The sequence below is a fragment of the Cyanobium sp. T1G-Tous genome, assembly GCF_024345455.1.
Lineage (GTDB): Bacteria > Cyanobacteriota > Cyanobacteriia > PCC-6307 > Cyanobiaceae > Cyanobium_A.
Genome location: NZ_JAGQBD010000035.1, coordinates 1 through 15069, shown reverse-complemented (window position 1 = coordinate 15069; position 15069 = coordinate 1). Strand labels below are relative to the sequence as shown.

Annotated in this window: 16 protein-coding genes and 3 pseudogenes; 7 read left to right on the top strand and 12 right to left on the bottom strand. The window is 54.3% G+C overall.

All coding sequences use genetic code 11. The features are described from left to right. Positions 1-514: 514 nt before the first annotated feature. On the bottom strand, positions 515-976 hold the full coding sequence (locus tag KBY75_RS14600) for a DUF3574 domain-containing protein (protein ID WP_255024461.1): 462 nt from the start codon (positions 974-976) through the stop codon (positions 515-517). A 417-nt stretch (positions 977-1393) separates the two neighbouring features. Between KBY75_RS14600 and KBY75_RS14595 the strand changes: the two genes are divergently transcribed. Further along, positions 1394-1804: a hypothetical protein gene (locus tag KBY75_RS14595; protein ID WP_255024460.1), complete on the top strand. Its 411-nt coding sequence runs from the start codon at positions 1394-1396 to the stop codon at positions 1802-1804. Between the two features lie 3 nt (positions 1805-1807). On the opposite strand, the gene KBY75_RS14590 is transcribed toward KBY75_RS14595, so the two are convergent. The 5 genes and pseudogenes from KBY75_RS14590 to KBY75_RS14570 all read right to left on the bottom strand — a co-directional run bounded on the left by KBY75_RS14590 (position 1808) and on the right by KBY75_RS14570 (position 4620). Beyond that, the gene (locus tag KBY75_RS14590; RefSeq protein WP_255024459.1) at positions 1808-2323 is read right to left on the bottom strand and encodes an ISAs1 family transposase; all 516 of its coding nucleotides are present in this window, start codon (positions 2321-2323) and stop codon (positions 1808-1810) included. A 23-nt stretch (positions 2324-2346) separates the two neighbouring features. Then, complete coding sequence (locus KBY75_RS14585) at positions 2347-2694, bottom strand: hypothetical protein (RefSeq protein WP_255024458.1); 348 nt, start codon at positions 2692-2694, stop codon at positions 2347-2349. 621 nt (positions 2695-3315) lie between these two features. Next, positions 3316-3522: pseudogene (locus tag KBY75_RS14580) on the bottom strand (hypothetical protein); the annotation flags it as partial. Next, a complete protein-coding gene (locus KBY75_RS14575; protein ID WP_255024457.1) occupies positions 3515-4162 on the bottom strand; it encodes a DDE-type integrase/transposase/recombinase in 648 nt (215 codons plus the stop codon). The gene KBY75_RS14575 and the pseudogene KBY75_RS14580, both read right to left, overlap by 8 nt. Continuing rightward, positions 4159-4620 (bottom strand): helix-turn-helix domain-containing protein, encoded by a 462-nt coding sequence (locus tag KBY75_RS14570; protein WP_255024456.1) that lies wholly within the window; start codon positions 4618-4620, stop codon positions 4159-4161. The genes KBY75_RS14575 and KBY75_RS14570 overlap by 4 nt, the downstream gene beginning before the upstream one ends. Before the next feature lie 44 nt (positions 4621-4664). Between KBY75_RS14570 and KBY75_RS15465 the strand changes: the two genes are divergently transcribed. Continuing rightward, positions 4665-5096, top strand: a complete 432-nt coding sequence (locus tag KBY75_RS15465) for a DNA-3-methyladenine glycosylase (protein WP_396098425.1) — start codon at positions 4665-4667, stop codon at positions 5094-5096. 175 nt (positions 5097-5271) lie between these two features. Further along, positions 5272-6345: a site-specific integrase gene (locus KBY75_RS14560; RefSeq protein WP_255024455.1), complete on the top strand. Its 1074-nt coding sequence runs from the start codon at positions 5272-5274 to the stop codon at positions 6343-6345. Between the two features lie 322 nt (positions 6346-6667). Here KBY75_RS14560 and KBY75_RS14555 read toward each other — a convergent pair whose 3' ends face one another. Beyond that, the gene (locus KBY75_RS14555; protein ID WP_255024454.1) at positions 6668-6958 is read right to left on the bottom strand and encodes a hypothetical protein; all 291 of its coding nucleotides are present in this window, start codon (positions 6956-6958) and stop codon (positions 6668-6670) included. A gap of 397 nt (positions 6959-7355) precedes the next feature. On the opposite strand from KBY75_RS14555, the gene KBY75_RS14550 reads away from it, so the two are divergent. Further along, positions 7356-7511 carry a hypothetical protein gene (locus tag KBY75_RS14550; protein ID WP_255024453.1) on the top strand — a complete coding sequence of 52 codons (156 nt, stop codon included), beginning with the start codon at positions 7356-7358 and terminating at the stop codon, positions 7509-7511. Positions 7512-7923: 412 nt separating this feature from the next. Here the strand turns inward: KBY75_RS14550 and KBY75_RS14545 are convergent, their stop codons facing one another. Continuing rightward, a complete protein-coding gene (locus KBY75_RS14545; RefSeq protein ID WP_255024452.1) occupies positions 7924-8940 on the bottom strand; it encodes a carbamoyl-phosphate synthase in 1017 nt (338 codons plus the stop codon). A gap of 94 nt (positions 8941-9034) precedes the next feature. Between KBY75_RS14545 and KBY75_RS14540 the strand changes: the two are divergent. Continuing rightward, a pseudogene (locus KBY75_RS14540) lies at positions 9035-9352 on the top strand (DNA-3-methyladenine glycosylase); the annotation flags it as partial. Positions 9353-9641: 289 nt separating this feature from the next. Here KBY75_RS14540 and KBY75_RS14535 read toward each other — a convergent pair. The 3 genes from KBY75_RS14535 to KBY75_RS14525 all read right to left on the bottom strand — a co-directional run bounded on the left by KBY75_RS14535 (position 9642) and on the right by KBY75_RS14525 (position 12223). After that, positions 9642-10190 (bottom strand): hypothetical protein, encoded by a 549-nt coding sequence (locus KBY75_RS14535; protein WP_255024451.1) that lies wholly within the window; start codon positions 10188-10190, stop codon positions 9642-9644. Positions 10191-10540: 350 nt separating this feature from the next. Next, positions 10541-11014: a cupin domain-containing protein gene (locus tag KBY75_RS14530; protein ID WP_255024450.1), complete on the bottom strand. Its 474-nt coding sequence runs from the start codon at positions 11012-11014 to the stop codon at positions 10541-10543. Positions 11015-11461: 447 nt separating this feature from the next. Then, the gene (locus KBY75_RS14525) at positions 11462-12223 is read right to left on the bottom strand and encodes a hypothetical protein (RefSeq protein ID WP_255024462.1); all 762 of its coding nucleotides are present in this window, start codon (positions 12221-12223) and stop codon (positions 11462-11464) included. Between KBY75_RS14525 and KBY75_RS14520 the strand changes: the two genes are divergently transcribed. Continuing rightward, positions 12147-12374: a DUF1651 domain-containing protein gene (locus KBY75_RS14520; RefSeq protein ID WP_255024449.1), complete on the top strand. Its 228-nt coding sequence runs from the start codon at positions 12147-12149 to the stop codon at positions 12372-12374. The two genes, KBY75_RS14525 and KBY75_RS14520, sit on opposite strands and share 77 nt — an antisense overlap. Before the next feature lie 894 nt (positions 12375-13268). Here the strand turns inward: KBY75_RS14520 and KBY75_RS14515 are convergent. Then, entirely contained in the window at positions 13269-14672 is a 1404-nt protein-coding gene (locus KBY75_RS14515; protein ID WP_255024448.1) for a M4 family metallopeptidase, read from the bottom strand. Between the two features lie 150 nt (positions 14673-14822). On the opposite strand from KBY75_RS14515, the pseudogene KBY75_RS14510 reads away from it, so the two are divergent. Next, positions 14823-15044, top strand: a pseudogene (locus KBY75_RS14510) (IS5/IS1182 family transposase); the annotation flags it as partial. Positions 15045-15069: the final 25 nt, after the last annotated feature.

Below are 15069 nucleotides of genomic sequence, written 5' to 3'. Positions count from 1 at the left end.
AAACGCCTGAAATCGGGCGTTCTGAGCGCTGAAACGCAGCAAATCAGCCCGAACGGAGCGTGATCAGCTCTCGGAAGGGAAAACGCGGCCGGTCAGGCGGTTTTTTCGCAAACTCTTAGGTGCCGCAGACGAGATTTTGTGCATAAAAAAAACAAGCCTAGGCCTGCTATTTACCGATGGAGCCAAGCGGATTCGAACCGCTGCCCCCCCCTGCATTCCATGAAGCAGGACGGAGGTCTGAGAGCCATTCTGCGGCAAGGGAGTTGGGTGATTGTTGCATTGTGTTTTGAGTGGAAACGTGCGCAGGCCGGCGCGGCGCTGCTGCTTGCCACTTAGGGCGTCAGAAAGTATCAGAACCCATTACCTCGTCTGCGGCTGTCATCGCATCGGCTAGCTGCTAGCCCTGGCGGAGTAGTTGCTGAAGTGTGGCGGCCCCGTCGGGGCGCACGACTAATGCCGGAGCCTGTTCATCTCCATGGCAGCGCATCGGTGGGCAATAGCGCCTCACCGATCGTTAGTTGGCGAAGAACTGGGGCTGGGTCACATGGATATCGACGCGCATCAGCTCAGCGCCCTTAAAACGGCTTCTGAAATTGTTGATCACAGAGCGGATCCGCTGGTCCTCAAGGGAGCCTTTGGGCCGCAGGATCACCACGACCCAGGTGGGTTGTTGGCGGATGACGCCATTGGAACCCCTCATCTGGCCAAGGGCCTGAACCACCGTGAGCCCATCGGGGATGGCCGGAGTGATCACCTGCTCAAGGAACTCCGCCCAACCTTCCGGGCTGATAAAACTCCCGTTGGCGATTCGGGCACCGAAGTACAGCTCGGATTTGATCCAGCTGCGCTCAGAGGCTTGAGCGGGCCGGATAGAGCTGGCGGATCCAGGAGCATGACTTTCGGCCAGTCCCGTCCCGGGAAGCCCGAACAGCCCCAGTAGCAGCGGCAGTACGAATGGGGCTAGTCGCAGGTTCATGGCAGTCACTGTCGTACGGCACTCCCTTTTCAGACTAGGAGCTGCGGCTTCAGCTGTGACCCTGCTGCGCTGCTGTAGGTCAGCAAGGCGCGCAGCTATTGCGGCTGTCTTGTTGTGCATTGCGCTGTCGCGGGGCGCTACTGCTGCGCTCACCCGTCAACAGTAAAATGGTAGCACTATTTTACCGCTCGTAGATTTAAGCCAGAGCCGCCAAGTTGCGATAAGGTTCAACAGCTTAAAGCTGGCAACTATGCCTAGGACGCTTGCAGGGCACCTTGTACTTGCAGAGCTGCAAGCTGAAGCCCGCCTAGAGCATGCAATGGGCTTATGGGATGCAACCTTCCCAGACGATGACACCACCACGGTGCCAAATCTAATGGACAGCGCACAATCTCGCCGTGCTGCTGAGGTGTTGCTGTGACCTCACCGCTAGATCAACAAATTGATGCCGCTCACCTTGCAGCGGAACGTGTCGAGGCTAATACCCGGCAAATTGAAGCCCGCATTATTAAGGCCGGCGGAGTGCCACCTACACGCCCCTATGGCAAACCTGTATCGGGTGAGGCTGTATCCCGCAACCTCACATTCACAGGCGCCTTGCAGCGCCGTAACCCGGCACTAGCGAACTATCTAGGTTTTGGTTCCGACTACCACCGCAAACAGGAAGCCGCCGCTGAAGCCCGCAAAATGCAGGTGCAGGCAATGGAGCAGCAAACCGCCAGGTTGCGTGAGGTGAACGCCGCATCAAGCCGCTACCGGGAGCAGCAAAACCAATCGGGTATTAATCCACTTACAGGCCGCAGGTGGGGGATCTGCAGGGCTTATTAGAAGTCATCCTGAGGGCGTCTCCGCCGCTGGTCTCCAGCCCAGCAGCCCGAGCAGGCCTTTGATGTCGTGAGCCAGGGCAGCGATGCCCTTGGTAATCGACCAGATCCCACCGAGCCGTAAGACATTGATCGCCATGCTGCGCAGCGTGGCCAGGATCTGAACGCCGTTGTCCTCCCGGTAGCGGGGGGTGTCTTCCCTCAGCGGCACATCCCGCACCCAGTGCCAGCTGTTCTCGATCGACCAGCGCTGCCGGATGGCTTTGAGCAGGGCCTTGGCTCCAGTGCGCAAACTCGAGACGTAGTAAGGGGTCTCGTCTTGCGGCTTGCCCTCGCGGGTGCCATGGCTGCGCACAGCGATGATCGTCGAGCTGCCCGGCCACTGTTCCATCACCCACTCCGGTGCCGGCATCGCCCGCAGGTTCCAGGTGATGTCGCGGCCCCGTTTGATTTCCCGCTTGCTGGTGCGCCAGGGGATCCGCCGGGCGTAGGTAAGCCGGTCTCTGATCAGGCGAAATCCCATGCGGCGGCCGTGTTTGACGGCGATCAGGAAGTCTGCGCCGCGTTGGGCGAGGTAGAGGGAAAAGGGCGGTTCGCATGCAGCGCGTCGGGCTGCACCAGCACACTCTCAAATTCGACTGCCTCCAGCAGCTGGCGCAGGGCCTGAATCTCGCCACTGGCGTCGGTGGCGTAGGTGGTCTGGGCAATCGCCACGCCCAGGCTCTGGGAGTAAAGGCTCACCTGAGCAATGAATTTCGCTGCGCCAGAGTCGGTTTGGGCGATCGAGCCCCTCAGCATCTTGCCGTCACACACCAGGGTGTCGAGCTCCTCTGCCACGCCCGGCTGGGCTGACATCCAGTCCCGCAGCAGGGTTTCAAAACCCGGTACATCCAACTGCGCCAGCAGCAGCCGGAACGTCGAGTCCGATGGCGACTTGCGAAATCGGTGCCCAGGAGCTCATTAAGCGTCTGCCGGTGGCGCTTGGCAAAACGCTCCATCCCCACCAATGAACCCAGGCCGCTCAGGATCGAGAGGATCGCCACCAGCAGCATCCACCACTGCGGGAAGCGAGCCCTGGTTTCAAAGACCCCAAGCTGGGCTTGAGATTGCAGTGCTGCCACGGGGTCTCCCAGCCAACTTCCAAGCCACTGCCCCAAAAACTCCCAGATTGTTCTCCCAGAGACCCCACAACGGCTACGAAGGGCTACAAGCCGAGTTGGCTGGCTCCCCCTCTGCCAGGAAAGATGGCGCCCCTGCCGCTGTTCAAGCAGCCATCCACAACGTAGCTGGACTGGGGTCAAGTTCTGTTGGTGGTGGATTGATCCAGACCACTTCCGGTTGACGCCAGCAGCGTGTTGATCCTGACCAGCGGCGTGGGTTTCGCTGGCGTGCCTGCTCGTAGACGACAGCGCGGTGATGGCATATCTCGACGGCCTGACCGCTGTGGCGCTGATGGGGCGTCACGAATTTGATGCCGCTGTGGCGGTGCCGGTGGTTGTACAAGTCAGCAAATGACGCCACCCACTGGCAAGCCTCGGCCTTGCTGGCAAATGGCCGTCTCGGGTAGTCGGGCCGATATTTTGCTGTGCGGAACAGGGATTCCAAGTAGGGGTTGTCGTTCGATACCCGTGGCCTCGAGAAGGATCTGAGCACTCCCAGCTCTTCCAGCCGGCTTTCCAGCGTCGACGCACGCAACTCTTCGAGAAGCCTGCGGCTAGGCATTGCCGTTGTCAGCGTGGAGGATCAGAGGTTGGCGGCGCCTCTTGCTGATCCGCTCTTTCACGCAGGCCCTGCTCACCAGTGCCGCTGCGATAGCGGGATCTTCTCGCTCGGCGACATCCCAGGCCACCACTTTGCGGCTCCAGACATCGATCACCAGGTAGAGGTACAGCCAGATCCCGCGCACGGTGGTGGGCAGGTAGGTGATGTCCCAGCTCCACACCTCATTTGGACCAGCAGCTCTCAGCCGTGGCACGGGTCTTGGTTCCTGTGGTGGCCGTGCACGACCCCCCTGGCCGTGAGCGTGCAGCACCCGGTAAAAGCTGCGTTCCGAACCGATATAAAGCCCGCGATCGGCCAAGACCGGCACGATCTGGCCTGGCGGAAGCGCTGCAAATTCAGGTTCGTTGCAAGTCAGCAGAATCCGTTGGCGTTCCTCCTCACTGAGGCGGTGAGCCACGTGCCGGCAGCTGCCCTTGCGACGGTCGACGCCATCACCGTCACCAGCAAACTGACGGCGCCAGCGCTGCAGCGTGGTGAGCCCCACGCCGAGCAGCAGGGTCAGTTCACGGCCTCGCGCACCATTGGCCATGGCCTCGTCGAGGATCTCCAGGGCCTTCCGGCGATCGTCAGGCGACGTCAATCGTCCCCGTCCTCTCCCCAGAAGGCCTGAATCTTTTTTGAGGCGATCAGCAGCGCTGCGGCCTCCGCGAGAGCCTTGTCCTTACGGCGCAGCTCCTGTTGCAGCCGCTTGATCTCCCGCTGGTCCTCCTGGTGCCGCTTTTGGAGGTCCTTCTGATCGGCCATCGTCAGCAGCGGCTGGGCATTGGCATCCTGGGCTGCTTGGCGCCAGCGGTCCACGTGTTCAGGAAACAGCCCCCGCTCACGGCAATAGCCCCCCAGTTCTGTCGCGTTCAGACCGGCGGTTTCCAGGACCACCGTAAACTTGTCTGACGGCCCCCAACCCTCTGGATCCTTCTGATAAGCAGGAACCACCTCCCCCTGCAAACGCCAGGTCTTCCTCCAGTTGTAGAGGGTCACCACGTGAATGCCCAGCTCTGCTGAGATCTGGGCCACGCTCTGCCTATGCGGCGGACTCATCCGCCTCCTTACGTCAGCTTTGACGGCCTCGCTGTAGCGACGCATTGCTCTGCTCCATCAAGCCCCCTGGTGAAAAAATTGTCGGACTGGAGAGGCGTCATCTTTCCGGGCAGAGGGGGGGGGGGGGCGGCAGCCATAGCGTCACTCTGTTCGCCCCCCAAGCCACCCCCATAGCCACCGCGCCTTCCCAGCACCTCCCCCAATCCTTCTTCTGCCGCCCCGCCGAGCAGGTCGCCCCCGAGCTGATCGGCTGCCTGCTGGTGAAGCGCCACCCCTCAGGCGAGTTACTCTGGGGCGTTATTATGGAGACGGAGGAGTATTCCCGGGAAGAGACTGCCTGCCACGGCTACCGCCGCCGCTCCCCGAGCAACGAAACCCTGTTTGGTGAGCCTGGGCGATTTTATGTGTATGTGAGCTACGGCATTCACCACTGCGTGAAGCGAGCCTTGACTTCAAGGAGCTCAGGCTGGGCTTGAGATTTCAGAGTTGTAAAAAGAACAGCCAGCCAATATCAAAGCCACAGCAAGTGATTTCCCAGATATTTCTTCTCCGCAGACCCCCAACGGCTAAGAAGGGCTACAAGCTGTGATGGGGTAGTTGGATAAATCAGTGGTGCAGCCGTAGCCCTGGTGTCAGCAGCGACGGCAGCCAGTGCAGAAGCCCCCTTCCCTGAGAAACAACAACGGCAGCCTCCAGGTGAGGGTGCGGATTGATGGGCGTGATGCCTTCATCAACCGCCTGGGTCGTTGGAGTGACCCCGTGGCGGTTGCCAAAGCCCACGCAATCGCCGCCCAAATCTGGAGCGACTATTGCCAGGGCACCTTTGACCGCAGCCTGATGGCATATCAACCCCTCATAGGCGGCAAGGAGGTGGGGCTGCTGGAGGCACTAAGGGTCAGGGCAGAGACCAAACGCCAGGCTGCCTCCACTCACGCCTACAAGCTGCTGCAGCGGTATGACAAACCCATCCGTAACCGCAGTGACGCAGAAGCATTCCTGGGTTGGCTGCGTGATGAGTGTCGTTTGAGCGACTGCACCATCGCTGGCTTGATGACCCACTACCGCCAGTGCTCTGGGGGCAACCGCCACCTGTTTTCCCACAAGCTGAAGTGGCAGCGGCGGTCAGTGCAGAGCGATGTGCTGAGCGTGGAAGAAATCCAAATGGTGCTGAGTGATTTGGAGAGCAACGAGCGCTGGTATTACCCGCTGTTTTTGCTGTGGCTCAGCACAGGGATGAGGAATGGTGAAATCAGGGGTTTGACCTGGGATTGCCTGAGGTGGGTGGATGGAGAAGTGCTGATAAGCAAGAGCTTGAGGCGTGATGGCTACAACTCAGGTCAGCACAGTTGGGCGCCCACCAAGACGGGCAGGGAGCGTGTGGTGCCACTGACGCCCCAGGTGCTGGAGACCTTGCGGCAGCACCAGTGGGAGATGGAGCACCTGGGCGTGTATGACCCTTATGGGCTTGTGTTTGTCACACCTACCAGCCACACCAACATCTACGACCATCTGGTGGGTCGTGTGTGGCACCGCAGCCTGGAGCGTTGTGGGTTGAAGCCCCGCCGCCTTTACGCACAACGCCACAGCTTCCTTTCTCACGCCTTGGCGATGGGAAACTCCCCAGCTGATTTGGCAGCGGCGGCAGGTCACTCCACCAAGATGCTCCTGGATACTTATGCCAAGCCAACAGGCAGATTGAAGATGCCGAGTTGGCAGACAGCCTGAAAGGAAAACCAAAAAGGATGCTTATTCCCAAGCTATAAAAGTGGGTGCGCCCCTACGCGATACAGAAAGGAAATAGTAATAAAAACAAGCCTGCGTGATGTGTCGCCCTTGCTGGCTTTGCCTGCGGATGTTGGAGTGTCGGCAAATCCTCATATGGCGACCCTGTAAAAACAACAACTCGTATAAATAATCACTGCCCGTAGTGCTTACTCGGTGGATTGAGAAGCGACAGCTGCGAGCAACTAACAGAAGAGATGTGCTGGATGCCGAAGGGTGTGCCAGCGCTTCTGCGTGAGAAGAAACAGGAGAAACTTAAATGACATCAATACAACAACAAGACCGCCAACAAGCTCAACGGCTGAAACGGAATATCAAATGCCTCATCCACGACCAGCTCCACAGCATCAACCCCTGGTGGCTCATCAGCTTTCACTACCGAGACCACCACAGCAAGGAAGATGAGTTGCTCCAAGATGTGGCTGACCTGAAGCGAAAACTCCACCGCATTATCTTTCAATCCCGTGACAAGACCATCAAGGGTGCTGGTGAATATCCCTATCCACGAATGCTGTTTTTCCACGAAACCAGCCACCAGGGCACAGGTCAGTTTCACACACACCTCATCACAGAAAAGCTGCCAGAGAGCCTAAATACCCAATATGAGATGGAAACCCTGTTTCACAAGCGACTGCCCCATAAGGTCAAGGCATTATCCAGGTGGAAATCCATAGATATCCAACGCATCAACCCTGATGAGCCTGATTACAGACGCATCAGCAGCTACTTGGGAAAACAGACCAGCTTGGAGCTGATTGCCCTTGACCCATTCAACAGCGACCTATCACCCCAAAAGAAATGAGAAGAAATCAACTCACCATCACCTACCCACAAGACGACGCCCAGGAGCTTCACCAGGCACTGCTGCTCCTGAAGAGAAGCCGCTGCCTGAATATCTCAGCATTCTGTAGAGAAGCGATTGCTGAGAAGTTGGAGCGACTGGAGGCAGCCAAATGAAGACCATCACCATTCGGCTGCCTGATGTCGAAGCAGCGATGCTTGTTGAGGTGCAGAAGGTCAATAAGGCTTATAAAGACCTCCAAGCTCTTCTCATCAATCAAATCCAGCAGGAGTATGCCAAGACGCCAAAGGGTAGGGCGGCAAGGTAAAATCTCACGCCCCAATCAAATCTCGAGAAATTGGTATCAAATTGCGGTGAGATTTAGACGTGCTAATGGTATCCGTGATGGCGATAAAGAGCGATGTATTTGGTAGTTGAGATGGGGAGATAAATGTATATGTATGAGAATAAATAAGGAGTCAACGTTTTGCTGCGGGTGGAAATAGTTGAGATATTTAATGCGATGAAGGGAGCCTAAAGTTGGCATTAAACGGGTGAAAAGGTGCCAGGTATCGGAAGTATTTTTTAGTGCTTTTAAGGTGCTTTGGGAGTTAATGAAGAATTAAAAAGCCCCTGTGATTACAGGGGCTCTGTGGGACAGGAAGCACAATTCTTGCTAAATGTATTGTACCAAGCACGTATGAGGTAGTTATATCGATGCTTGAATTACAGGAAAGAGTCTAACATCCAAACTGGTCCTCAAAATTCCCAGTCCAAAAGTCGCACGTTGCGTCGTGGACCCTTACGTCTCTATGCTTCACAGTTTCTGTGAATGCTTGAATTACAGGTGTCTGCCAAGCTTTCTTCTTGCTTAGTGCTCCATAGCCATTAGCCCCAAAGCGATATTTAAGATCTGCTGAGAAACGTGTCTCAAATGCTTGGTCATAGGAAAGATTAACGCCAGCAATTAAGCCATTGGTGAGGTTGTAAGCAAGCCTGCCTCTTATGCCTGAGCCATTGACGTGCTCTTGCGACCTGTATTGGTAGTAATAACCAACCGATGCCCGTAAATCAGGCGTGATGCTGTAGCCAACGTCAAGCCCATAGGTATCCAGTGCGCCGCCTTGATACACGCTATTGAGTTGCTGCTCGGTGTCGCCAACGGGCACCAAGGCATAGGCATTGAAATTCCAGGAGTTGGAGACGGCTTCCAAGCCTGCTGCCACTTGCTGGAAGAAGACCGTTTGAGAGCCCGTTACGGCAACACCTGTATCGGTGCCGCCTGTTGCCATTGGTCGGCTGTCATAACCCGCATTGACGCCAAACATCCAGGAGCGGTTGCTGTTGAGCCAGCGATACCCCAGGCGTGTGGAGGTGGAGAAGGTGGTGCCTGAAACGTCAGTATTGATGATGCTGCTGTAACCGCTGTAGTCGCTGAAGTTGGCATTCACCAGCACATCCACAAAGGCAACGCTGTTGCTGCCGACGTGGAGTGGAATGAAGGCACCAATACCTGCCTGATTAGGGGTGCCAGCACCTTGTAAAGCCCCCTGGAAGCCGTAGTTGAGCTTGACGGCATCCCTGAGGTTGACGCCCATCACGCCAAGGTCTGCTGGCTCAGTGCTTTCAGCCTTGGGCTCTGCTGATGCTGCGGGTGCCTCCTGAGCCACTGCAGGTCTGGTGGCATGAGGCAGTGATGCCAGTGCCAGTGCGGCAGTGCTTGCCAGCGACAGGCTGAGGCGGATGGGACGCTGCATCAAGGAAAATCTTAAAAATATTGGCTTTACAGTGCTGCATAGTGCTGCGGCATATGGGTTTTTAGGTCAGTTATTGGGTTGGCAGCAGGATGGCATCAGCGACCTCACCCAAGCCACTCCCATAGCCACCACGCTTTCCCAGCGCCTGCCCCAATCCTTCTTCTGCCGCCCCGCCGAGCAGGTCGCCCCCGAGCTGATCGGCTGCCTGCTGGTGAAGCGCCAAGCGGATGGGGAGTTGCTGTGGGGCGTGATTGTGGAAACGGAGGCGTATGCCCAAGACGACCCCGCCTGTCACGGTTACCGCCGCCGCTCCCCGAGCAACGAAACCCTGTTTGGTGAGCCTGGGCGGTTTTACGTGTATGTGAGCTATGGCATCCACCACTGCGTGAAGCGAATGCCTGCCGCATCCGACAATCGTGCAGCGCCTTGAGGAAGCTGATCAGATCGCTTGCAGCAGCCGGCGTGGTGGCGGGCTGGGAGGCCAAAGGGGAGGTGCGATTCCCGCGCACAACACCGTAGGCGTGACGCCCCAGCAAGGACTACCGGGACAGACTTCTAATAGGCCCTGGGGGCCACAGTGTCTGCACGCTGCCCGAGCAAACTGGGCCAATGAACCCAAAAAAGTTTCAGAGCTTTGCCGTGCTTGCTCTGGCAATGGAGCAGGAAGCCCCAGGCCAGTTTTTTTCGACTTTATCAATCATTCACTGGACTACTCGCTTGACAGAGTAAGAAAAACGACTTCTTGCGCCATGCACTATTACAAAACCTGCATGAAACTGGGTATTACCATTATCGCCAAAAGTGGTTGTCCATTCGAATTTGACCGGGCGACCGTCGGCAAAATTTCCGACGCTTTGCCACACGAGCTTATCAGTCTCTATTGAACCAATTCCCTGGTCAAAGTTTCCACCCGAGTCAACCAAGGTCATCCGAAGCTTTTTCTTGGCAGGGTCCCAATAAATGAGTTGCACACCGTTCTCCTTCCTTTCGACTCCCTCAACTCCTTGACACAGGATGGCGGATCGACCTGCAGTCCAACTGCAAGTAGAGGTAGTGGTGAACTTATCCCCCTTTTTGGCAACTCCCGGGAAATCAGTTGAGTACACACCAGACCCGACCCAGGTGCCAATATGTCTCATTGCAACAGCTTGAAAATCCATTGAAGAATCGCCAGCGCGTGCTCCACTGGTGGCAGCAACGGGTACGAGAGTACTAGCAAGAAATGAGCTCGCGATTGCAAACAAAGACATTCTCCGCCTGACTAGTCCATGGACGACGCCAAATGGATAATCTTTAAACATTAGTTTGTGTTTTTCAGGACTGCCTAATCTTATGTTCGCACCTCTAACTAGCAATGGTTTGACCTATCATGTTGGCCGAAACATTTCGTAAGTCGGGAGGCGCAAAGCCCCAAGGGGTCTCACCCAGGCAGCCATACCGGACGATGCAGGCTTCAACGGTCAAAACCCTTGTCATCGAAAGCCTTACGAAACGATGGGCAAGGCGGGGAAAACGGTCAGCTAGCGCTGCTGGCCGTACCTACATCCCATGCCATTGTTAAACCATTGGACCACATACGTCTGACTTGTTCAGGAGCCTCTTAGGGGGCCGCAGGAAGGGTGATTGCCTGGCCTAGCGGACCGACAAACACTATGATAATAACCGCAGGATCCGGGCCGAGACTCACACTCCGATGCGGTTGACTGACCACTTCGATCACCGCCTGGCCGGGCTCCAGCAATTGGGCGACCCCATCCTCAGTCTCAAGCCGCAACTTGCCCTGAACTAGCACGGCCGCGTGGATCACTGGATGTTGGTGGAGCTTCAGCGTCACACCCGAAGGCACCGTCATTCGCAGCACGTGCACCTCCGGCTGGGCTGCAGCCAGCGGCGGTAGGAGAGCCCCATTCCAGGACCGATCGCTGCGGGTTAGGGTTTGAACCGTCACTCCGGGCCCTAAAGAGCCCAGTTCAACTCGACTGGCCAGGGTTTGCACCTTTACGCCCTGGCCATAGCGGCCACGACCATCATGGGCCAGCGCTGGCGGCAACAGGGCGAACCCTAGGGCAAGCAAGACTCCTATTGACTTTGCCATGAGAACAAAAAGACGAACGGTTCAATCATCCCACCGATGTCAGCTTGCCTGGCGTGGTCATGATTTCCTGATTGCTACCCGATGGTTTGCGGATCCCGCCATAGACGGCGGTGCACAATGAACCAGCTCCTGATGGGCAGCGAGAACTAGTCAACCCGAAGCGGACCGATCAGTCATTATCGCGCCCCATCTTGAACCAAAAACTAGACTTCAACTTTTTCAAATGCTGTCTGAGCCATATGTTCAGCGGCTTACGCATTTCAGGGTCTTGTCCTATATCTTTACAGTCCAAACGAACCATTAGATTGCTACTTTTTTTAAATCCACACTTTTTCCATAAATAATCTGGAGGGGAGTAGCGCAGGGGCGGGTTTTTATGTTGCATCCAAGGACGAAGTAAGTGACTTTAGAGAATTTGCTTTCGCGCTAAAAAAACAACATCAATACCAAACCCGCGGCCGCGCTGGCCATGCCACCGAACTGACCTGGGCTTACCTTCTTCCATTCCTTGAGCGCAATTAAGCCCACCACCATGGTGCCAAGAAGATTCAAACAATTTACACTTCCAGAACCTATAGCCAGGCCTGTCTCCGCGTTGACGAAGCCGAAGACCATGTAGGCGAGGGGCGGCAAGATGCACAACAAAACCGTTGCAAGGCGTTGTCGACGTTGAGGAGCGCTTGCTTCGACAGCCACCTCGCTTACGTCATCATGGGTTCCGGTAAACATCATCAAGACAATACCGATGATTGCGCAGAGCATGCCAATGTATTGCTGAGCGGAAAGTATCTTCCATTCCGAAAAGAAAATTAAACCAAAAGTCATCGCTGACACCACGTTGCCCGCATTGATCACTGAGGACCCGACAGCCAATCCATTTTCTCGCGTGACGCGACCAAATAAAAAGAAAGCGACTGGAGTGCTGATGATGATTCCCAGCAACGGCCAGATACTCATTGTCAACGCCCAAAATTTGCTGAGTGCATCGCAGGCGGTGAAAATAAGGATGCTCAGTGCAATCCATGCGAAGCGACTGGGCAATCTGCCATCTTTGCAACCGGCCTGAACCTTGCTTAATGAATCACACGCCGTAAACAGCACGGCGCTAATTATGACCAGGAAAAGAGTCAAAGGTGTCATTTCTTTAAAGGCACAGAAACGCTGCAAATTTACTGCAGAACGAATCATTGGCAAGCAGGCTTGGAACCAGGACCCCAAGACCGCCAACACTGCACGATTCCACTGGGATCCCAAGAGCTGGTATGCCGATCCCATGTACCTCGTCGATTCAGGCCGGCCGCTGCCTGGCGCGAGCCGCAGGGCAAGTGGCGATCATTAGCAAATCCAATGGCGGACAGCAATTTGTTAAAAAGCTAGCATAAAGCAAATAGATTACAAAAAGCACAATGAAGCAGCCCAGTAACAGCAGAGAACGAGAGGATGCCAAACAATTAAGAGACCCGATAACAGGTCAAAACCAAAACCCGTCTAAGCAATTTGATGTCAACCAATTAAAAATAGGTCAGAATTAAATATTTGATTTCGAGAATCCTCATTTATTTGAATTTGAAGTAAACTGGATCCAACTTGGCGTGAACTGCGCCGGCAACTGCGGTGGAGTTGATGGTGTGATCCGAATTACGCTAAGTGGCAATTTTCCTGTTGACAAGAAAGGAAATCTTAGAGGCAGTCCTAATCATCTATTTACAGGCCAGCAATTTGGCAGTGGAAAAGATAGTGTTCAGGAATGCCATGCAAACTTCTCCTTCAAGAATGGTACAAATTTGATATCCGGAATCAAGCAGGAACTCGCTGGAGGACTTGTATGTCATGAACCTTCGGGTTCATCATTATCCTAAATATTTCCTAGCGGCTGGTGGCTTTTACCTTTTGTGGGCTCGTCATTAGTCTAGAGGCACTAATAGAATCAAACTGTTAGCAGTAAATAGCCTTTTTGCATATGCCTAAGCCCTATCCTTTGTCCCATGACTTGAGCTGCTCGCTCGAAAACCATCATTGCTCAATAACTGGTTATACCTCAGGAAAAGCCATGCCGGTTATTACATAGCGTCAGCTACGAATAATGCCCATGACGGCGTGGCCGGTCAGGTATTCGACAACTACGACGCTGCCTATCCTGTGCTTGAGCGCTACTACAGCGACATTTACTGCTTAGATGATCGGGGTTTCTACCAAAACGTGTTCGATAAGGTAAGATAACTAAATGCCAAGATCATCCGAGTAAATCACCGATGTTATTAGAAACGCCCTGAACGGTATCAATCTGCTGACCAATCGAGTAAGAGCCGATCTCTTTTTCTGCTAAGCCCCCGCCAACACCTACAGCGTCCCACGCAGACTTAATAGCACTAACATCCCTGCTGCGAAGCCGTGGTACTCCAGGGTATAGTTTTGCGATCGATAGACTAGTTAAATCCTTTGCCGCCTTGATAGTAGACGAGCGGGCGTCAATAAAATCGGAGTCAGGCTCTAAATATCTAGTGAGAGCGCGATATACGACGCCCTGCATTTTATCCATGCCAATACCCTTAACTCTGTAAACATAGCCATTATCGTTGGTATAATTTTCATGTGCTCCAATCAAAAGATCAGGACTTTCTTTCCCTGGCCCCGAGTTGCCGCTGCCCTCAACAGCCAGCGTATACCAATAGTTTAATACGCCACTATTATAATGTACACCACCATTATCATTATCTTGCGTATAGCCAGTTATCGGATCAGGTGCTGTATCGAACCAGTAACGGCCTTTGTAAGTATCCGGCTGACCAAAATTATTTGGATTTGACATATCACGTATTAAAAAATTGGGCTCCCCAATTAGCCATGACCACTCGGGCATTTTATTTTTATCGAGTCCCATGACAGATGCCTTAATATTGACGCCAAAGATATCACTAATGCCCTCATTAAGTGCTCCAGATTCTGCCTGATATTTTAAGCCCGCAGTGAATTCTGTAACGCCGTGGGTAACTTCGTGGGCCAAGACGTCAAGGCCAGCAACTAACCCAATGTCTCCAGTGCTTCCGTCACCTCTGTCGACCCCATCAAAATAAGCCATCATTCCATACTTGGTACCATCATAATCAAATGAACTGGCCCAGAAGGCATTGTGACCGCTTAGCAATTCATCTTCATTATTGACTACTATAGGTGAAACCGCATTTAAAAGTACCATGCCTTTGTTGTCAACACTATTACGCCTAAACTCATTAAAGAAATAGTCAATTGATGCAGAAGCGCCGAAATGAGCATCCAATGCACTTAGGGCTATTTCATTATTATCAAAATCTTTTAGCGTCCACCTGTTGTCTTTACTTAAAAATACTGGGGCCGAGATAAAACTATTTATAAGGTTTTGATTTCCCACTTCTTCTTCATTAATTACAATATCTCGGAAGTCAAGGGTCTGGATTCTCTCATTAAGAAGCTTTCCTCCTCGCGTGGAAACAAGGTCTGTCGCCAAGCCGAACTTGCTATCATTTTTGCTAAACTTAATTAATGACGCATCAATTCTCTGCCGCCCATTATATGGCGTATTGGCAAATGCAGATGCAGGCTTGATGGAAATATACGGGATTGGTGTGGCTAAATTATTATTAAAGTCTTCGTGACCCATGATTCTAATATAAATAAATTAATTATACTGGGCTTACGCCGGCGCACGCGTATTGATGCATTTCTTTATGTTACTAGGTTCGTGGTTGCTCTAGGAGTTCGCTGAAAAACCCCGTCGTCTCTGCGAAAATGGGCGAATTGCCCACCTGAGATGCGAGGTCACCGGGAGCGCAGCGGCTCCCTGTTCTCCTACGTGTCGATCGAGGAGCGAATCCCGGCCAGCCATCCGCTGCGGCGGATCCGCACACTGGCGGATCAGGCCCTCGATCGACTCAATCCCACCTTCTGTGAGCTGTACGCCTCAGAGGGGCGGCCCTCAGTGCCGCCGGAGCAGCTGCTGCTGGCCTCGTTGCTGCAGGCGTTCTACGGAATCTGATCGGAGCGGTTGCTTCTGGAGC